Below are 15,914 nucleotides of genomic sequence, written 5' to 3' on the forward strand. Positions count from 1 at the left end.
GTCATCGGGGGACGGGGACCGAGCCGAGGGCGGAGGAGAGGACCTGGGCGACGTCGACGCCCTCGAGCTCGGCCTCGGGACGCAGCCCGAGGCGGTGCACGAGCGTGGCGTGAGCGAGCGCCTTCACGTCGTCGGGTGTCACGAAGTCGCGCCCCGAGAGCCACGCCCACGCCCGCGCGGCCCGCAGCAGCGCGGTCGCACCGCGGGGGCTGACGCCGAGGGACAGCGACGGCGACTGCCGGGTGGCGCGGGCGATGTCGACGATGTACGTCGCCACCTCCGGCGCGACCTGGACCTTCGCGACCGCCGCCTGCCCGGCCTCGATGTCGGTCGCCGAGGCGACCGCGGTCACCCCGGCGCCCGCCACGTCGCGCGGGTCGAAGCCGGCCGCGTGCCGGCCGAGGATCGCGATCTCGTCGTCGCGCGGCGGCACCGGCAGTACCACCTTGAGCAGGAACCGGTCCAGCTGCGCCTCGGGCAGCGGGTAGGTGCCCTCGTACTCCACCGGGTTCTGCGTCGCCGCCACCAGGAACGGCCGGGGGAGCGGCCGGGTGACGCCGTCGGCCGAGACCTGGCCCTCCTCCATCGCCTCCAGCAGCGCGGACTGGGTCTTCGGCGGCGTCCGGTTGATCTCGTCGGCGAGCAGCAGGTTCGTGAACACCGGCCCCTCGCGGAACGACAGCTCGCCCGCCTTGTTGTCGATCACCAGCGAACCGGTGATGTCGCCGGGCATCAGGTCGGGGGTGAACTGCACCCGCCGGGTCTGCACCGACAGCGACGCGGCCAGGGTCCGCACCAGCAGCGTCTTCGCCGTGCCGGGCACGCCCTCCATCAGCACGTGCCCGCCGCAGAGCAGCGCGACGAGCAGCCCCGACACGGCGGCCTCCTGCCCGACGACGGCCTTCGCGACCTCGTGGCGTACGGCGAGCAGCCGCTCGCGCGGGTCGCCGGTCGCCGTCGGGTCGGGAGGCGGGACCTCGGTCGGGGCGGGGGTGGGCTCGGTCATTCCGGGCGTACCTCTCTCGTCATCGTGCTGAGCTCCTGGCCGAGACGGACCAGGTCGTGGTCGGTGGCGGGCGGCGGTGCCGAGCGGGCCAGCACGAGGGCGACCTCGCCCTGCGTCCGCCCGAGCCGATCGGCGACCGCCGCGACGACGGCGGCCTCCGGAGCGTGCCGCCCGAGCGCCAGTCGCTCGGCCAGCCGGCGCTGGGCCGCCACGCGCAGCGCGTCGGCGGCGTGGGCGCGGTCGCCGCCCTTCCGGTACATCCGCCCGCGGCTCTGCGCCGTCTCCACCGCGCGTACGACGACCGGCAGCGGCTCGGTCGACAGCGGCCCCAGGCGGCGCACCCGCCAGAGCAGCAGGCCCACCAGCGCCAGGAGCACCATCCACAGCGCTGGCTTCAGCCACCGCGGCAGCAGCGTCGACAGGCCGACGGACTCGCCCGGCGCGGTGTCGTCGAGGGACGCGACGTACCAGACCAGCCGGTCGCGCTGACCGAGCAGCCGCAGCGCCACCGCGGCGTTGTCACCGCGGAGGATCTGGTCGTTGGTGAACGCGTCGGTCGCGCCGACGTAGACGGCCCCGGACGGCCCGGTCGCGACCAGGTGACCGCCGGAGCTCGGGAAGCAGCCGTCGGCGTCGTAGGACGTCGCCGAGTCGACGGTCAGCTGGAGGTCCTCGGTGAGCCCGAGGGTCGAGCAGTCCGCGGTGACGCTGTGCACGTCCCCGTCGATCCGGGTGTCGAGCCGGTCGAGCTCCCGCAGGACGTAGGCCGGCGGGTCCGCCAGCACCAGCAGTCCCGGAGCCGCCTGCTCCTCCAGCCCGCGGATCGTGCTCGGAGCGAGGTTGGCGGTGTCGGTGACCAGCACGGTCGTCCGGTCGTCGACGCCGGCGCGCTCCAGCTCTGCGGCCGAGCGCGCGATCGTGACGTCGACACCGTCGCGGTCGAGCACCTCGGCCAGCGCCTGCGCACCGTTCTCGCCGGGGTTCCGCGGGTCCAGCGGGTCGGGGTACTGCTGGCTGTCCTGCCCCGCCCACGCCGCCACCGCGATCGCGATCACCAGCGCGCCGACGACGATGACCGGCACGCGGTACCGCCGCCACAGGCCGGCGGGTGGCTGGGCGGCGACGCCGGCCGCGGGCGCCTCGACGGTCATCGGCGCGCCACCCGTCCGGCGAGCTCCTCGTCGAGCGCCAGTACGCCGACCGCCTGCTCGCGGTCCCCGGGCCGGTCGCCGTACAGGACCGCGTCGAAGGCGTCGGCCGCCGCGAAGATCCGGTCCCGCTGCGCGGGGAAGGACGCGGCGAGCGCGCCTGCGAGCTCGTGCGCCGTCGCCTCGGGCACGTCCTCGATCCGGTCCCGCTCGACCTGCCGCACCGCCAGCGCGCGATAGCCGTCGACGAGCGCGTCCGCGAACCGCGCCTCCGCGAGCGCCCGCTCCGCACGGTCGCGCAGCTGGGCTGCCGTCACCCGCTCGCCGGTGAGAGCCGGAGCGGAGCGCGCCCGGCGCACCTGCGCCGTCCGCCGCGCCCGGCTGACCAGCAGCACGACGGCCAGCGCGATGCCGACCAGCACCACGGTGGCCAGCAGCCAGACGACCGTCGGCGACGTGCCGGCCTTGGCCACGCCGTTGTCGAAGATCCGCTCCACCCAGTGGAGCACCCGGCGGAGCAGGTCGTCCTGGTGGTACTCCGGCCGGGCCAGCTCCTTGGCCAGCTGCGACCGGGCGTCGTCGCCGCTCGGGTCGAGCGGCGGGTCGAGGGGTGGGGGGCTCATCGCGTCATGCGGGCAGCAGCCCCGCCTCGCCCATCAGCTCCACGTCGTAGGCCTCGCGCCGCATCCGCAGGTCGACGTACAGCAAGGTGGCGACGCCGGCGAGGAACGGCGCGACGAACGCGTTCTGCGCGACCGCGCCGAGCGACTGCAGGGCCAGCGCGAGCACCAGGCCCTGGTCGGGCCAGATCGCCGGGGCGACCACGGCCGCGATCGAGAACGGGGTGGCCAGGATCCCCCCGCCGAACGACCCGATCAGCCAGGTGAGCAGCGCGATGCCGAGCACCCGCCAGAAGCTGCCCCGGGTGAGCCGCCAGCTGCGCGCCAGGGCGGCGAAGACGCCCGTCTCCGGCTCCAGCATCAGCGCCGGAACCGGGATGTAGAAGAGGCGCGCCCAGGTCCACAGCAGCAGCACGACCAGGCCGGCGGTGCTCGCGAGACCCCACAGGATCGAGACCAGCACCGACTGGGTCAGGACGATGACCGCGACCAGCAGCACGGCCCAGAGCACCAGCATCAGGGAGAAGAGCAGCCCCACCAGCAGCGAGAGCCCGATCAGCCGCCACCGCTTGCCGCGGGTCGCGGCCCACGACTGCTCGAGGCCGATCTTGCGGCCGACGGCGGCGTCGTGGACGACGTGGGCGATGGTCCCGGTCACCAGCGTGATGCCGACCCAGGAGATGAGGCTCCCGAACACGCTGCTGCCGTAGTAGGCCAGCAGCCCCAGCGTCTCGCTGTCGGTCATCTCCCCGGAGGAGGAGTCGGCGGTCAGGTCCAGGGTCAGCCCGGCGGCGTAGGTGAGCACGATCCCGACCACCACCGGGATGATCATCGCGACCGCGGTCACCAGCACGGCCGCGCCGACCGTCGCCTTCGGGTTGTAGCGCATGATCCGGAACGCGCCGTCATAGATCGACCCGAGCGTGAGCGGCCGCAGCGGGATCGCGCCGGGCTTGTGCGCGGCGCCGAGCGTCTGCCACGCCGGCCCGCCGGCGCCCGGACCCTGCACCGGGTAGGAGGGGTACGCCGACCCCGGCGCGGGCGCGCCGGGTGGTGCGGGCGGTGGTGGAGGTGCGCCGTACCCGGGCGGTGGCGCGCCGTACGCCGGAGGCGCAGGCTCCTGCGGTGGCGGCGCACCCGGCGGCGGGAAATTGTGCGGGGCACCGGCGGTCATCGCGCTCCTTGCTTTCCGATTTGGTTCCGCTCCGGGATCTCTGCCAAGATATCCAGGTTGCTCCGGCGGCTCGTCGGGGCGCGGCACATCTTGACTCCTGAATCAGTTCTCCCAAAGCGGGTGGCTCGCTGCCCGCGATGAGCTTGCTCGGCGGTCGACGTGTGTCACGCCTCGGGAGGACCGACCAGGACAACGGCGGCTCGACTTCCCCGTGGGAGACGTGCGTGCCGAAACAGGCACGACACGCCCGACCTCGGGGGTCGGAGATGAGCTGCAAACCAAGAACCCGGTGAGCCAAGACGTAAAGGACGAGAGAGACCTATGGCGGGACAGAAGATCCGCATCAGGCTCAAGGCCTATGACCACGAGGTGATCGACACCTCGGCGCGGAAGATCGTTGACACGGTCACCCGGACGGGTGCGAAGGTCGCCGGCCCGGTGCCGCTGCCGACCGAGAAGAACGTCTTCTGCGTCATCCGCTCGCCGCACAAGTACAAGGACTCGCGCGAGCACTTCGAGATGCGCACCCACAAGCGCCTCATCGACATCATCGACCCCACTCCGAAGACCGTCGACAGCCTGATGCGCCTCGACCTGCCGGCCGGTGTCGACATCGAGATCAAGCTCTAGGTCGAAGGGAGCTGTTGACACCATGACTATCGAGCGCAACGTGAAGGGTCTGCTGGGCACCAAGCTCGGCATGACCCAGCTGTGGGACGAGAACAACCGGATCGTCCCCGTGACCGTGATCGACGCGACCACCAACGTGGTCACCCAGGTCCGCCAGCCCCAGCCGGACGGCTACAACGCCGTCCAGATCGGCTACGGCGAGATCGAGGGCCGCAAGGTCAACAAGCCGCAGGCCGGTCACTTCACCAAGGCCGGTACGACGCCCCGTCGCCACCTGGTCGAGATCCGCACGGCGGACGCCTCGACCTACGAGATCGGCACCGAGCTGCCCGTCGACACGTTCGAGGCCGGCGAGCAGATCGACGTCACCGGCACCAGCAAGGGCAAGGGCTTCGCCGGTGTCATGAAGCGGCACGGCTTCGCCGGTGTGAGCGCGTCCCACGGTGCCCACCGCAACCACCGCAAGCCCGGCTCGATCGGCGCGTGCGCCACGCCGGGTCGTGTGTTCAAGGGCCTCCGCATGGCCGGTCGCATGGGTAGCGAGACCGTGACCACGCAGAACGTCACCGTGCACGCGGTCGACGTCGAGAAGGGCCTGATCCTCGTCAAGGGCGCCGTGCCCGGACCCAAGGGCGGCGTCGTCGTCCTCCGCACGGCCGCGAAGAAGGGCTGATCGCCATGGCTGACAAGAAGACGAAGGGCTCCTCCGTCGACCTCCCCGCGGAGATCTTCGACGTCGAGGTCAACGTCCCGCTGATCCACCAGGTCGTCGTCGCGCAGCAGGCCGCTGCTCGTCAGGGCACCCACGCCACCAAGACCCGCGGCGAGGTCCGCGGCGGTGGCCGCAAGCCCTACAAGCAGAAGGGCACCGGCCGCGCCCGCCAGGGCTCGACCCGCGCGCCGCAGTTCGCCGGTGGTGGCACCGTCCACGGCCCGCAGCCGCGCGACTACAGCCAGCGCACCCCCAAGAAGATGAAGGCCGCCGCGCTCCGCAGCGCCCTCTCCGACCGGGCCCGCAACGACCGGATCCACGTCATCGAGTCGCTGGTCAGCGGCGACAAGCCGTCGACCAAGGCCGCGCTCGCGTCGCTGTTCGAGGTCGTCGCCGACCGCCGCAAGTTCCTGGTCGTGCTCGAGCGCACCGACTCGATCACCTGGCTCTCGCTGCGCAACGCGCCCGAGGTCCACCTCGTGGCCGTCGACCAGCTCAACACCTACGACGTGCTGGCCGCTGACGACATCGTCTTCAGCAAGGGCGCCTTCGACGCCTTCGTGTCCGGCACGGCCCACGGCAAGAAGGAGGCCGACCAGTGAGCACCCTGCACAAGGACCACCGCGACATCCTGCTCGCGCCGGTCGTCTCCGAGAAGAGCTACGGCCTGCTCGACGCCAACAAGTACACCTTCCTGGTGCACCCGGACGCCAACAAGACCGAGATCAAGATCGCGGTCGAGAAGATCTTCAACGTCAAGGTCACCTCGGTGAACACCCTCAACCGGCCGGGCAAGACCCGCCGGACCCGCAACGGCATCGGCAAGCGCAAGGACACCAAGCGCGCGATCGTCAGCCTGCGCGAGGGCGACCGCATCGACATCTTCGGGGGTCCGGTCTCCTGACCGGGCCTGAGTAAGGACGAGACAATGGCTATCCGCAAGTACAAGCCGACCACCCCGGGCCGTCGTGGCTCCTCGGTGGCCGACTTCGTCGAGATCACCCGGACCACGCCCGAGAAGTCGCTGACCAAGCCGCTCCCGAAGAAGGGCGGCCGCAACAACCAGGGCCGGATCACCACCCGGCACCAGGGCGGCGGTCACAAGCGGGCCTACCGCATCATCGACTTCCGTCGCTACGACAAGGACGGCGTGCCGGCCAAGGTCGCGCACATCGAGTACGACCCCAACCGCACCGCGCGCATCGCGCTGCTGCACTACGCCGACGGCGAGAAGCGCTACATCGTGGCGCCGAAGGACCTGGCGCAGGGCATGCGGGTCGAGTCGGGCGTCGGTGCCGACATCAAGCCCGGCAACAACCTGCCGCTGCGCAACATCCCGGTCGGTACCACGATCCACTGTGTCGAGCTGCGGCCCGGCGGCGGCGCCAAGCTGGCCCGCTCGGCCGGCAACAGCGCCCAGCTGGTCGCCCGTGAGGGCTCCCGCGCGACGCTGCGGCTGCCGTCCGGCGAGATGCGGTTCGTCGACGTCCGCTGCCGCGCCACGGTCGGCGAGGTCGGCAACGCCGAGCAGTCGAACATCAACTGGGGCAAGGCCGGCCGGATGCGCTGGAAGGGCAAGCGCCCGACCGTCCGCGGTGTCGTCATGAACCCCGTCGACCACCCGCACGGTGGCGGTGAGGGCAAGACCTCCGGTGGTCGCCACCCGGTCAGCCCCTGGGGCAAGCCCGAGGGCCGCACGCGCAAGCGCAAGGCCTCCGACGCCCAGATCATTCGTCGTCGCAAGTCCGGCAAGGGTAGGAAGTAACTGTTATGCCTCGCAGCCTGAAGAAGGGCCCCTTCGTCGACGGCCACCTCCTGAAGAAGGTGGACGCGGAGAACGAGAAGGGCAGCCACAACGTCATCAAGACCTGGTCGCGCCGGTCGATGATCATCCCCTCGATGATCGGTCACACGATCGCCGTCCACGACGGTCGCAAGCACGTGCCGGTGTTCATCAGCGACTCGATGGTGGGCCACAAGCTCGGCGAGTTCGCGCCGACCCGCACCTACCGCGGCCACGTCAAGGAAGACCGGAAGGGACGTCGTCGATGACCAGCACCGATCGCGTGCGCACGAGCGCCCGCCGCGACTCGCTCCTCGGCGACCAGCCGGGTGCCTTCGCGACCGCGCGCTTCCAGCGCATCACGCCGATGAAGGCGCGCCGCGTCGTCGACCTGGTCCGCGGCCTGCCCGTGGACGAGGCGCTGGCGCTGCTGCAGTTCGCCCCGCAGTCGGCCAGCCAGACCGTCTACAAGGTGCTCGAGAGCGCCATCGCGAACGCCGAGACGACCGAGGGGCTCAACGCAGCCGACCTCGTCGTGGCGGCCGGCCGGGTCGACGAGGGCCCGACCATGAAGCGGTGGCGTCCCCGTGCCCAGGGCCGGGCGACCCGCATCAACAAGCGGACCAGCCACATCACGCTCGTCGTCCAGCCTGCAGACGCCGTGGCGAAGAAGGGGAAGAACTGATGGGTCAGAAGATCAACCCGAACGGCTTCCGTCTCGGCATCTCCACCGACCACAAGTCGCGCTGGTACGCCGACAAGCTCTACAAGTCCTACGTCGGCGAGGACGTCGCGATCCGCAAGCTGCTCTCCAAGGGCATGGAGCGGGCCGGCATCGCCAAGGTCGAGATCGAGCGCACCCGTGACCGGGTCCGCGTCGACATCCACACCGCCCGGCCGGGCATCGTCATCGGCCGCCGCGGCGCGGAGGCCGACCGGATCCGCGGCGAGCTGGAGAAGCTCACCGGCAAGCAGGTGCAGCTGAACATCCTCGAGGTCAAGAACCCCGAGATCGACGCGCAGCTGGTCGCCCAGGGTGTCGCCGAGCAGCTCTCGGGCCGCGTGCAGTTCCGCCGCGCGATGCGCAAGGCGATGCAGACCTCGATGCGCTCCGGCGCGAAGGGCATCCGGATCCAGTGCTCGGGCCGCCTCAACGGCGCCGAGATGTCGCGGACCGAGTTCTACCGCGAGGGTCGCGTCCCGCTGCACACGCTGCGCGCCGACATCGACTACGGCTTCTATGAGGCCCGCACGACCTTCGGCCGGATCGGCGTGAAGGTCTGGATCTACAAGGGCGAGGTCGCCGGCACCCGTGCCGAGCGCCAGGCCCAGGCCGCTGCCCGCGCCGGTGTCCCCGGCCGCGGTGGCCGTCCCACCCGCGGCGGCGACCGTCCGACCCGTGGGTCGCGCGGCGACCGTCCGACGCGTTCGGACCGCGAGGCTGCTCCGGCCGACACGGCGACTGCTCCGGCAGACGCCGGTCGATCGGGCGAGGCCGCTGCGGCTCCCGCGTCCGAGACCACCGGAACGGAGTCCTGACCATGTTGATGCCGCGTCGCGTCAAGCACCGCAAGCAGCACCACCCGAACCGTCGGGGTGCTGCCAAGGGTGGCACCAGCCTGGCGTTCGGTGAGTTCGGGATCCAGGCGCTCGAGGGTCACTACGTGACCAACCGGCAGATCGAGTCGGCCCGTATCGCCATGACCCGTCACATCAAGCGTGGCGGAAAGGTCTGGATCAACATCTACCCGGACCGTCCGCTCACCAAGAAGCCCGCCGAGACCCGGATGGGTTCCGGCAAGGGCTCGCCGGAGTGGTGGATCGCCAACGTCAAGCCCGGCCGCGTCATGTTCGAGCTGTCCGGCGTGGACGAGGACGTCGCCCGCGAGGCGATGCGCCGTGCCATGCACAAGCTGCCCATGAAGTGCCGGTTCGTCACCCGAGAGGCTGGTGGGTTCTGATGGCGACGAGTGCCACTCGCGCGCACGAGCTCGATGAGCTCAACAACGTCGACCTCGAGGCCAAGCTGCGCGAGGCCAAGGAGGAGCTGTTCAACCTGCGGTTCCAGGCGGCCACCGGCCAGCTCGAGAGCCACGGTCGGCTGCGCACCGTGAAGAAGGACATCGCCCGGATCTACACCGTGGTGCGCGAGCGCGAGCTCGGCATCCGGAGCACGCCCGGTGCGGAGGAGGAGAACTGATGGCTGAGCAGACCGAGCAGACCGAGCAGCGCAACACCCGCAAGACCCGCGAGGGTCTCGTCGTGAGCGACAAGATGGACAAGACCGTGGTCGTGTCCGTCGAGGACCGCGTCAAGCACGCGCTCTACGGCAAGGTCCTGCGCCGCAACACGCGGCTCAAGGCGCACGACGAGCAGAACGAGTGCGGCGTCGGCGACCGGGTTCTCATCATGGAGACCCGACCGCTGTCGGCGACCAAGCGCTGGCGCGTCGTCGAGATCCTCGAGCGAGCCAAGTAACCACCGAAGTTCGGCAAGGCTCATCGCTCCCGAAGCGATGAGAACCGGCACGACAACCAGGAGAAACTGATGATTCAGCAGGAGTCGCGACTCAAGGTCGCCGACAACACCGGTGCGAAGGAGATCCTCTGCATCCGGGTGCTCGGCGGCTCCGGCCGTCGCTACGCCGGCATCGGCGACGTCATCGTCGCCACGGTCAAGGACGCGATCCCCGGCGGCAACGTCAAGAAGGGTGACGTCGTCAAGGCTGTCGTCGTGCGCACCGTCAAGGAGCGCCGCCGGCCGGACGGCTCGTACATCCGCTTCGACGAGAACGCGGCAGTGATCCTCAAGAGCGACGGCGAGCCGCGCGGCACCCGCATCTTCGGCCCCGTCGGCCGCGAGCTGCGCGACAAGAAGTTCATGAAGATCATCTCGCTCGCGCCGGAGGTGCTGTGATGACGAACATCAAGAAGGGCGACACCGTCAAGGTGATCGCCGGCAAGGACAAGGGCGCCGAGGGCAAGGTCATCAAGGTTCTCCGTGAGGAGGACCGGGTGATCGTCGAGGGCGTCAACCGGATCAAGAAGCACACCAAGGTCGTCAACCAGGGCGGTCGCGCCGGCACCACCGGCGGCATCATCACGACCGAGGCGCCCATCCACGTCTCCAACGTGATGCTCGTCGAGGGCAAGGGCGTGACCAAGATCGGCTTCAAGCGGGTCGAGGTCACCAAGCGCCGCCCGGACGGCTCGGAGTACAAGGCGACGCGCAGCGTCCGCATCTCCCGCAAGACCGGAAAGGAGATCTGAGGATGACCGAGTCTGCCACCATCGAGGGCGCCGAGAAGGTCACGCCTCGGCTCAAGACCAAGTACCGCGAGGAGATCCTCCCGGCGCTGAAGTCGGAGTTCGAGATCGCGAACGTCATGCAGGTCCCCGGCCTGGTCAAGATCGTCGTGAACATGGGTGTCGGCGAGGCCGCTCGCGACTCCAAGCTGATCGAGGGTGCCATCAAGGACCTCACCTCGATCACCGGCCAGAAGCCCGCCGTGACCCGCGCCCGCAAGTCGATCGCGCAGTTCAAGCTGCGCGAGGGCATGCCGATCGGCGCGCACGTCACGCTGCGCGGTGACCGGATGTGGGAGTTCCTGGACCGGCTGCTCGCCCTGGCGCTGCCCCGGATCCGCGACTTCCGCGGCCTGTCGCCGAAGCAGTTCGACGGCCGCGGCAACTACACGTTCGGTCTGACCGAGCAGGTCATGTTCCACGAGATCGACCAGGACAAGGTCGACCGCCAGCGGGGCATGGACATCACGGTCGTCACGACCGCCACCAACGACGATCAGGGGCGCGCGCTGCTGAAGCAGCTCGGCTTCCCCTTCGCCGAGCGCTGAGCAGGAACAAGGGAGAACTGACATGGCGAAGACTGCGCTGAAGGTCAAGGCCGCGCGGAAGCCCAAGTTCGCGGTCCGCGGCTACACCCGCTGCCAGCGGTGCGGCCGTCCGAAGGCGGTCTACCGCAAGTTCGGCCTGTGCCGGATCTGCCTGCGGGAGATGGCCCACCGCGGCGAGCTGCCGGGCGTCACCAAGTCCAGCTGGTAATCACCACTAACAGCTGAAGGTCCGATCCGCCGGAGAGCGGGCGGAAACCGCAGCAGAAGGAAACAACAGATCATGACGATGACCGACCCGATCGCAGACATGCTGACTCGTCTGCGCAACGCCAACCAGGCGTACCACGACGCGGTGTCGATGCCGTACAGCAAGCTCAAGCAGGGCGTCGCGGAGATCCTCAAGCAGGAGGGCTACATCACCTCCTTCGACGTCGCCGACAACGAGAACGGCGTGGGCCAGATCCTGACCATCACGCTGAAGTACGGCCGCAACCGCGAGCGCTCGATCGCCGGCGTCCGCCGGATCAGCAAGCCGGGTCTGCGGGTCTACGCCAAGCACACCGGCCTGCCGAAGGTGCTCGGCGGCCTGGGCGTCGCGATCATCTCGACGAGCCAGGGCCTGCTGACCGACCGCCAGGCGAACCAGAAGGGCGTGGGTGGGGAAGTCCTCGCCTACGTCTGGTGACGAGGACCAGGAAAGAGGAGAAAAAGCTATGTCGCGCATTGGCAAGCTCCCCGTCCCGGTCCCGGCCGGCGTGGATGTCACCATCGACGGCGCCCAGGTGACCGTCAAGGGCCCGAAGGGCCAGCTCAGCCACGTGGTGGCCGAGCCGATCATCGTCGAGAAGAGCGAAGAGGGCGGCTCCGCTGTCCTCGACGTCAAGCGTCCCGACGACGAGCGTCGCAGCAAGGCCCTCCACGGCCTGAGCCGCACGCTGATCAACAACATGGTCGTCGGTGTCACCGAGGGCTACGAGAAGAAGCTCGAGATCGTGGGCGTCGGCTACCGCGTCCTGTCCAAGGGCCCGACCCAGCTGGAGTTCCAGCTCGGCTACTCGCACCCGATCATCTTCGACGCGCCGGAGGGCATCTCCTTCACCGTCGAGGGGCCGACCCGGCTCGGCGTCGCGGGCATCGACAAGCAGCTCGTCGGCGAGGTCGCGGCCAACATCCGCAAGCTCCGCAAGCCCGAGCCGTACAAGGGCAAGGGCGTGCGTTACGCGGGCGAGATCGTCCGCAAGAAGGTCGGAAAGGCTGGTAAGTGACCATGGCCATCACCATCAAGCACCAGCGGAGCCTCGCCGGCAAGGCGAAGTCGCGGCTGCGCCGCCAGGTCCGCGGCCGGAAGAAGATCTCCGGCACCGCCGAGCGTCCGCGCCTGGTCGTCACCCGGTCGTCGAAGCACATCTCGGTCCAGGTCGTCGACGACCTGGTCGGCAAGACGCTCGCGTCGGCCTCGACGATGGAGGGCGACGTGCGCTCCATCTCGGGCGACAAGACCGCCAAGGCGAAGAAGGTCGGCGAGCTCGTCGCCGCCCGCGCCAAGGACGCCGGTGTCGACGCGGTCGTGTTCGACCGTGCCGGCAACAAGTACCACGGTCGCATCGCGGCCCTCGCCGACGCCGCCCGTGAGGGCGGCCTGAGCTTCTGACCGCGTAGAAAGACTTAGGGAGACAGACATGAGTGGACCCCAGCGCGGACAGCGTTCGGGCGGCGACCGCCAGCGCGGCGGTCGTGACGACCGTCGTGGCGGTTCCGACAAGAACCAGTACGTCGAGCGCGTCGTCGCGATCAACCGCGTCGCGAAGGTCGTGAAGGGTGGTCGTCGCTTCAGCTTCACCGCCCTCGTGATCGTCGGCGACGGCGACGGCCTGGTCGGCGTGGGCTACGGCAAGGCCAAGGAGGTGCCGGCCGCGATCGCCAAGGGCGTCGAGGAGGCGAAGAAGAACTTCTTCCGCGTCCCCCGCGTCCAGGGCACGATCCCGCACCCGGTCCAGGGCGAGAAGGCCGCCGGCGTGGTGTTCCTGCGCCCGGCCGCTCCCGGTACCGGTGTGATCGCCGGTGGCCCGGTGCGCGCCGTCCTGGAGTGCGCAGGCATCCACGACGTGCTCAGCAAGTCGCTGGGCTCGTCCAACCAGATCAACATCGTGCACGCGACCGTCGCGGCGCTCCAGATGCTGGAGCAGCCCGAGGCCGTCGCCGCGCGGCGCGGTCTGCCGGTCGAGGACGTCGCTCCGGCGGCCCTGCTCAAGGCGAAGGCCGAGGGCGAGGCCGAGGCGAAGGACAAGCGGGCCGACCAGGCCGCGCTGGCCGGAGGGAACGTCTGATGGCGCAGCTCAAGGTCCAGCAGAAGAAGTCGTCGATCGGGCGGAAGGCCAACCAGCGGGAGACCCTGCGCAGCCTCGGCCTGAAGAAGATCGGTGACGTCGTCGTCAAGGAGGACCGGCCCGAGATCCGCGGCATGGTCCACACCGTCCGTCACCTGGTGACGGTCGAGGTCGTCGGAGAGGAGTGACACGATGACGCTCAAGCTTCACCACCTGCGCCCGGCACCCGGTGCGAAGACCGCCAAGACCCGCGTGGGTCGCGGTGAGGGCTCGAAGGGCAAGACCTCGGGTCGTGGCACCAAGGGCACCAAGGCCCGTTACCAGGTCCCGGTGGCGTTCGAGGGTGGCCAGATGCCCATCCACATGCGCCTCCCGAAGCTCAAGGGCTTCAAGAACCCGTTCAAGGTGACTTACCAGGTCGTCAACCTCGACCGGATCAGCGAGCTGTTCCCCGACGGTGGCGACGTCACCCCGGCCGAGCTCGTCGCGCGCGGCGCGGTCCGCAAGGGCCAGCCCGTCAAGGTCCTCGGCCAGGGCGACCTGACCGTCAAGGTCGCGGTCAGCGCGGAAGCGTTCTCGACCTCCGCCAAGGAGAAGATCGAGGCGGCCGGCGGCTCCGTCACTGTCCTGTGACATCGCGGGCATGACCTTCGACAAGGGCGCGGTCCGGTCCCAGTGGCCGACCGCGCCCTTGTCACACCCCTGTTAGGCTTCCCGACGGCCCTGCTGCGTCGACCGGCCCTGTCAGAAAGAGGACCTGAGTGCTCACCGCGTTCGTGAACGCCTTCCGGACCCCGGACCTTCGGCGCAAGCTCCTGTTCGTCCTGATGATCATCGTGATCTTCCGGGCCGGCTCCCAGATCCCCGCACCGGGCGTCAACGTCTCCAACGTCCAGGGCTGCCTCAACGCGGCGCAGAACGGCGACAGCGCCGGGATCTACAACCTGATCAACCTGTTCTCCGGTGGCGCGCTGCTCCAGCTGACCATCTTCGCGCTGGGGATCATGCCCTACATCACCGCGAGCATCATCCTGCAGCTGCTGGTGGTGGTGATCCCGCGGCTGGAGGCCCTCAAGAAGGAGGGCCAGGCGGGCCAGACCAAGATCACCCAGTACACCCGCTACCTCACCCTGGGCCTCGCGCTGCTGCAGGCCACCGGCATCGTCGCGCTGGCCCGCTCGGGCAACCTGCTCCAGGGCTGCCAGGACCCGCTGCTGCACAGCAACGACACCAAGACGTTCCTCGTCATGGTCGTGACCATGACCGCCGGCACCGCCGTCATCATGTGGCTCGGTGAGCTGATCACCGAGCGCGGCATCGGCAACGGCATGTCGATCCTCATCTTCACCCAGGTCGTCGCGACCTTCCCCGTCACGCTCTGGCAGGTCGGCAAGACCCAGGGCTGGTGGACGTTCAGCATCGTGATCCTGATCGGCCTGGTGCTGGTCGCAGCGGTCATCTTCATCGAGCAGGCCCAGCGCCGGATCCCGGTGCAGTACGCCCGCCGGATGGTGGGCCGCAAGATGTTCGGCGGCAGCTCGACGTACATCCCGCTGAAGGTCAACCAGGCCGGCATCATCCCGGTCATCTTCGCTTCGTCGCTGCTCTACCTGCCGGCGATGGCGGTGCAGTTCAACCAGAACAGCAACGCCGCCTGGGTCAAGTGGATCTCCGACTACTTCGTCCGCGGCGAGCACCCGCTCTACATGGCGTCGTACTTCCTGCTCATCATCTTCTTCACCTACTTCTACGTGTCGATCACCTTCAACCCTGAAGAGGTGGCGGACAACATGAAGAAGTACGGCGGCTTCATCCCCGGGATCCGGGCGGGCAAGCCGACCCAGGACTACCTGTCCTACGTCCTTTCCCGCATCACGCTGCCGGGAGCTCTCTACCTGGGTCTGATCTCGCTCATCCCGCTGGTCGCACTGGTGCTGATCAACGTGAGCCAGAGGTTCCCGTTCGGCGGTACGTCCATCCTCATCATGGTCGGCGTCGCCCTCGACACGGTGAAGCAGATCGAGAGCCAGCTCCAGCAGCGCAACTACGAAGGATTCTTGCGATGAGGCTGCTGCTCATGGGCCCTCCGGGTGCCGGGAAGGGCACCCAAGCGAAGTTCGTCGCCGACCACTTCGGGATCCCCGCGATCTCGACCGGCGACATCTTCCGCGCCAACGTCTCCGAGGGCACCCCGCTGGGTGTCGAGGCGAAGAAGTACATGGACGCTGGCGAGTACGTCCCCGACGAGGTCACCAACCTGATGGTGCGCAACCGGATCGACGAGCCCGACGCCGAGCCCGGCTTCCTGCTCGACGGCTACCCGCGGACGCTCGCCCAGGTCGAGGAGCTCGACGGGATGATCAAGCACACCGGCCACCGCCTCGACGCGGTCGTCGTGATCGCCGCCGACTCCGAGGAGCTCGTCTCCCGGCTGCTGCACCGTGCGCAGACCGAGGGGCGTGCCGACGACACCGAGGACGTCATCCGGCGCCGCCAGGAGCTCTACCTCGAGGAGACCGAGCCCCTGATCGCGGTCTACCAGGAGCGCGGCCTGGTCCACGAGGTCGACGGCATGGGCGAGGTCGAGGACGTCACGAAGCGCATCTTCGACGCCCTCGACGTCGTCGCGCAGTCCTAAGGGCCGAGCGTGGCGCAGTGCCG

27 protein-coding genes are annotated in these 15,914 nt (G+C 69.4%); 23 read left to right on the forward strand and 4 right to left on the reverse strand.

All coding sequences use genetic code 11. The annotated features are described in order from the left end of the window. Position 1 precedes the first annotated feature (1 nt). Genes ABD709_RS01815 through ABD709_RS01830 form a run of 4 tightly spaced genes read right to left on the reverse strand, consistent with a single transcriptional unit; the run spans position 2 to position 3,948 of the window. Entirely contained in the window at positions 2-1,006 is a 1,005-nt protein-coding gene (locus ABD709_RS01815; RefSeq protein ID WP_344772077.1) for an AAA family ATPase, read from the reverse strand. Further along, positions 1,003-2,157: a DUF4350 domain-containing protein gene (locus ABD709_RS01820; RefSeq protein ID WP_344772079.1), complete on the reverse strand. Its 1,155-nt coding sequence runs from the start codon at positions 2,155-2,157 to the stop codon at positions 1,003-1,005. The genes ABD709_RS01815 and ABD709_RS01820 overlap by 4 nt, the downstream gene beginning before the upstream one ends. Further along, positions 2,154-2,777 (reverse strand): DUF4129 domain-containing protein, encoded by a 624-nt coding sequence (locus ABD709_RS01825; RefSeq protein ID WP_344772080.1) that lies wholly within the window; start codon positions 2,775-2,777, stop codon positions 2,154-2,156. Before ABD709_RS01825 ends, ABD709_RS01820 begins: the two co-directional genes overlap by 4 nt. Positions 2,778-2,781: 4 nt before the next feature. Beyond that, positions 2,782-3,948, reverse strand: coding sequence for a DUF7544 domain-containing protein (locus ABD709_RS01830; RefSeq protein WP_344772081.1), 1,167 nt, complete (start codon positions 3,946-3,948; stop codon positions 2,782-2,784). 321 nt (positions 3,949-4,269) lie between these two features. On the opposite strand from ABD709_RS01830, the gene rpsJ reads away from it, so the two are divergent. The 23 genes from rpsJ (at position 4,270) to ABD709_RS01945 (ending at position 15,891) form a co-directional block, all read left to right on the forward strand. After that, positions 4,270-4,578 carry a 30S ribosomal protein S10 gene (rpsJ, locus tag ABD709_RS01835; protein ID WP_007078637.1) on the forward strand — a complete coding sequence of 103 codons (309 nt, stop codon included), beginning with the start codon at positions 4,270-4,272 and terminating at the stop codon, positions 4,576-4,578. A gap of 22 nt (positions 4,579-4,600) precedes the next feature. Continuing rightward, entirely contained in the window at positions 4,601-5,251 is a 651-nt protein-coding gene (gene rplC / locus ABD709_RS01840) for a 50S ribosomal protein L3 (RefSeq protein ID WP_344772082.1), read from the forward strand. Between the two features lie 5 nt (positions 5,252-5,256). Then, a complete protein-coding gene (gene rplD, locus ABD709_RS01845) occupies positions 5,257-5,892 on the forward strand; it encodes a 50S ribosomal protein L4 (RefSeq protein WP_344772084.1) in 636 nt (211 codons plus the stop codon). Continuing rightward, entirely contained in the window at positions 5,889-6,194 is a 306-nt protein-coding gene (gene rplW, locus ABD709_RS01850; RefSeq protein WP_344772086.1) for a 50S ribosomal protein L23, read from the forward strand. Before rplD ends, rplW begins: the two co-directional genes overlap by 4 nt. Before the next feature lie 24 nt (positions 6,195-6,218). Continuing rightward, a complete protein-coding gene (gene rplB, locus ABD709_RS01855; protein ID WP_344772088.1) occupies positions 6,219-7,055 on the forward strand; it encodes a 50S ribosomal protein L2 in 837 nt (278 codons plus the stop codon). Positions 7,056-7,060: 5 nt separating this feature from the next. Then, positions 7,061-7,342 (forward strand): 30S ribosomal protein S19, encoded by a 282-nt coding sequence (rpsS, locus tag ABD709_RS01860; protein ID WP_215814567.1) that lies wholly within the window; start codon positions 7,061-7,063, stop codon positions 7,340-7,342. Next, positions 7,339-7,758 carry a 50S ribosomal protein L22 gene (gene rplV, locus ABD709_RS01865; protein ID WP_344772089.1) on the forward strand — a complete coding sequence of 140 codons (420 nt, stop codon included), beginning with the start codon at positions 7,339-7,341 and terminating at the stop codon, positions 7,756-7,758. The genes rpsS and rplV overlap by 4 nt, the downstream gene beginning before the upstream one ends. Further along, entirely contained in the window at positions 7,758-8,612 is an 855-nt protein-coding gene (gene rpsC / locus ABD709_RS01870; protein WP_344772090.1) for a 30S ribosomal protein S3, read from the forward strand. The genes rplV and rpsC overlap by 1 nt, the downstream gene beginning before the upstream one ends. Before the next feature lie 2 nt (positions 8,613-8,614). Then, positions 8,615-9,034: a 50S ribosomal protein L16 gene (gene rplP, locus ABD709_RS01875; protein WP_344772091.1), complete on the forward strand. Its 420-nt coding sequence runs from the start codon at positions 8,615-8,617 to the stop codon at positions 9,032-9,034. Next, the gene (rpmC, locus tag ABD709_RS01880; RefSeq protein ID WP_344772092.1) at positions 9,034-9,273 is read left to right on the forward strand and encodes a 50S ribosomal protein L29; all 240 of its coding nucleotides are present in this window, start codon (positions 9,034-9,036) and stop codon (positions 9,271-9,273) included. The genes rplP and rpmC overlap by 1 nt, the downstream gene beginning before the upstream one ends. After that, complete coding sequence (gene rpsQ / locus ABD709_RS01885; RefSeq protein WP_344772093.1) at positions 9,273-9,551, forward strand: 30S ribosomal protein S17; 279 nt, start codon at positions 9,273-9,275, stop codon at positions 9,549-9,551. The genes rpmC and rpsQ overlap by 1 nt, the downstream gene beginning before the upstream one ends. A 69-nt stretch (positions 9,552-9,620) precedes the next feature. Further along, complete coding sequence (gene rplN / locus ABD709_RS01890) at positions 9,621-9,989, forward strand: 50S ribosomal protein L14 (RefSeq protein ID WP_344772094.1); 369 nt, start codon at positions 9,621-9,623, stop codon at positions 9,987-9,989. Continuing rightward, entirely contained in the window at positions 9,989-10,342 is a 354-nt protein-coding gene (rplX, locus tag ABD709_RS01895; protein WP_344772095.1) for a 50S ribosomal protein L24, read from the forward strand. Before rplN ends, rplX begins: the two co-directional genes overlap by 1 nt. Positions 10,343-10,344: 2 nt before the next feature. After that, positions 10,345-10,926: a 50S ribosomal protein L5 gene (rplE, locus tag ABD709_RS01900; protein ID WP_344772096.1), complete on the forward strand. Its 582-nt coding sequence runs from the start codon at positions 10,345-10,347 to the stop codon at positions 10,924-10,926. 22 nt (positions 10,927-10,948) lie between these two features. Continuing rightward, positions 10,949-11,134 (forward strand): type Z 30S ribosomal protein S14, encoded by a 186-nt coding sequence (locus ABD709_RS01905; RefSeq protein ID WP_011757321.1) that lies wholly within the window; start codon positions 10,949-10,951, stop codon positions 11,132-11,134. Positions 11,135-11,206: 72 nt separating this feature from the next. Continuing rightward, entirely contained in the window at positions 11,207-11,611 is a 405-nt protein-coding gene (gene rpsH, locus ABD709_RS01910; protein WP_344772097.1) for a 30S ribosomal protein S8, read from the forward strand. A 28-nt stretch (positions 11,612-11,639) separates the two neighbouring features. Next, the gene (gene rplF, locus ABD709_RS01915; protein ID WP_344772098.1) at positions 11,640-12,191 is read left to right on the forward strand and encodes a 50S ribosomal protein L6; all 552 of its coding nucleotides are present in this window, start codon (positions 11,640-11,642) and stop codon (positions 12,189-12,191) included. 2 nt (positions 12,192-12,193) lie between these two features. Beyond that, positions 12,194-12,577, forward strand: a complete 384-nt coding sequence (gene rplR, locus ABD709_RS01920; protein WP_344772305.1) for a 50S ribosomal protein L18 — start codon at positions 12,194-12,196, stop codon at positions 12,575-12,577. Between the two features lie 28 nt (positions 12,578-12,605). After that, on the forward strand, positions 12,606-13,253 hold the full coding sequence (rpsE, locus tag ABD709_RS01925) for a 30S ribosomal protein S5 (RefSeq protein WP_344772099.1): 648 nt from the start codon (positions 12,606-12,608) through the stop codon (positions 13,251-13,253). Further along, positions 13,253-13,441, forward strand: coding sequence for a 50S ribosomal protein L30 (gene rpmD / locus ABD709_RS01930; RefSeq protein WP_344772100.1), 189 nt, complete (start codon positions 13,253-13,255; stop codon positions 13,439-13,441). The genes rpsE and rpmD overlap by 1 nt, the downstream gene beginning before the upstream one ends. Positions 13,442-13,445: 4 nt before the next feature. After that, positions 13,446-13,886 carry a 50S ribosomal protein L15 gene (gene rplO, locus ABD709_RS01935; protein WP_344772101.1) on the forward strand — a complete coding sequence of 147 codons (441 nt, stop codon included), beginning with the start codon at positions 13,446-13,448 and terminating at the stop codon, positions 13,884-13,886. A 128-nt stretch (positions 13,887-14,014) separates the two neighbouring features. Continuing rightward, positions 14,015-15,319, forward strand: a complete 1,305-nt coding sequence (secY, locus tag ABD709_RS01940) for a preprotein translocase subunit SecY (RefSeq protein ID WP_344772102.1) — start codon at positions 14,015-14,017, stop codon at positions 15,317-15,319. Next, positions 15,316-15,891 carry an adenylate kinase gene (locus tag ABD709_RS01945; RefSeq protein WP_344772103.1) on the forward strand — a complete coding sequence of 192 codons (576 nt, stop codon included), beginning with the start codon at positions 15,316-15,318 and terminating at the stop codon, positions 15,889-15,891. Before secY ends, ABD709_RS01945 begins: the two co-directional genes overlap by 4 nt. The last annotated feature ends 23 nt before the right edge of the window (positions 15,892-15,914 follow it).

It is taken from the genome of Nocardioides panacisoli (genome assembly GCF_039537325.1).
In the GTDB taxonomy this organism is placed as follows: Bacteria; Actinomycetota; Actinomycetes; order Propionibacteriales; family Nocardioidaceae; genus Nocardioides; species Nocardioides panacisoli.

Coding starts and splice junctions, on each gene's coding strand:
- ABD709_RS01815 (WP_344772077.1), bottom strand. CDS start 1,006: ATGACCGAGCCCACCCCCGCCCCGACCGAGGTCCCGCCTCCCGACCCG.
- ABD709_RS01820 (WP_344772079.1), bottom strand. CDS start 2,157: ATGACCGTCGAGGCGCCCGCGGCCGGCGTCGCCGCCCAGCCACCCGCC.
- ABD709_RS01825 (WP_344772080.1), bottom strand. CDS start 2,777: ATGAGCCCCCCACCCCTCGACCCGCCGCTCGACCCGAGCGGCGACGAC.
- ABD709_RS01830 (WP_344772081.1), bottom strand. CDS start 3,948: ATGACCGCCGGTGCCCCGCACAATTTCCCGCCGCCGGGTGCGCCGCCA.
- rpsJ (WP_007078637.1), top strand. CDS start 4,270: ATGGCGGGACAGAAGATCCGCATCAGGCTCAAGGCCTATGACCACGAG.
- rplC (WP_344772082.1), top strand. CDS start 4,601: ATGACTATCGAGCGCAACGTGAAGGGTCTGCTGGGCACCAAGCTCGGC.
- rplD (WP_344772084.1), top strand. CDS start 5,257: ATGGCTGACAAGAAGACGAAGGGCTCCTCCGTCGACCTCCCCGCGGAG.
- rplB (WP_344772088.1), top strand. CDS start 6,219: ATGGCTATCCGCAAGTACAAGCCGACCACCCCGGGCCGTCGTGGCTCC.
- rpsS (WP_215814567.1), top strand. CDS start 7,061: ATGCCTCGCAGCCTGAAGAAGGGCCCCTTCGTCGACGGCCACCTCCTG.
- rplV (WP_344772089.1), top strand. CDS start 7,339: ATGACCAGCACCGATCGCGTGCGCACGAGCGCCCGCCGCGACTCGCTC.
- rpsC (WP_344772090.1), top strand. CDS start 7,758: ATGGGTCAGAAGATCAACCCGAACGGCTTCCGTCTCGGCATCTCCACC.
- rplP (WP_344772091.1), top strand. CDS start 8,615: ATGTTGATGCCGCGTCGCGTCAAGCACCGCAAGCAGCACCACCCGAAC.
- rpmC (WP_344772092.1), top strand. CDS start 9,034: ATGGCGACGAGTGCCACTCGCGCGCACGAGCTCGATGAGCTCAACAAC.
- rpsQ (WP_344772093.1), top strand. CDS start 9,273: ATGGCTGAGCAGACCGAGCAGACCGAGCAGCGCAACACCCGCAAGACC.
- rplN (WP_344772094.1), top strand. CDS start 9,621: ATGATTCAGCAGGAGTCGCGACTCAAGGTCGCCGACAACACCGGTGCG.
- rplX (WP_344772095.1), top strand. CDS start 9,989: ATGACGAACATCAAGAAGGGCGACACCGTCAAGGTGATCGCCGGCAAG.
- rplE (WP_344772096.1), top strand. CDS start 10,345: ATGACCGAGTCTGCCACCATCGAGGGCGCCGAGAAGGTCACGCCTCGG.
- ABD709_RS01905 (WP_011757321.1), top strand. CDS start 10,949: ATGGCGAAGACTGCGCTGAAGGTCAAGGCCGCGCGGAAGCCCAAGTTC.
- rpsH (WP_344772097.1), top strand. CDS start 11,207: ATGACGATGACCGACCCGATCGCAGACATGCTGACTCGTCTGCGCAAC.
- rplF (WP_344772098.1), top strand. CDS start 11,640: ATGTCGCGCATTGGCAAGCTCCCCGTCCCGGTCCCGGCCGGCGTGGAT.
- rplR (WP_344772305.1), top strand. CDS start 12,194: ATGGCCATCACCATCAAGCACCAGCGGAGCCTCGCCGGCAAGGCGAAG.
- rpsE (WP_344772099.1), top strand. CDS start 12,606: ATGAGTGGACCCCAGCGCGGACAGCGTTCGGGCGGCGACCGCCAGCGC.
- rpmD (WP_344772100.1), top strand. CDS start 13,253: ATGGCGCAGCTCAAGGTCCAGCAGAAGAAGTCGTCGATCGGGCGGAAG.
- rplO (WP_344772101.1), top strand. CDS start 13,446: ATGACGCTCAAGCTTCACCACCTGCGCCCGGCACCCGGTGCGAAGACC.
- ABD709_RS01945 (WP_344772103.1), top strand. CDS start 15,316: ATGAGGCTGCTGCTCATGGGCCCTCCGGGTGCCGGGAAGGGCACCCAA.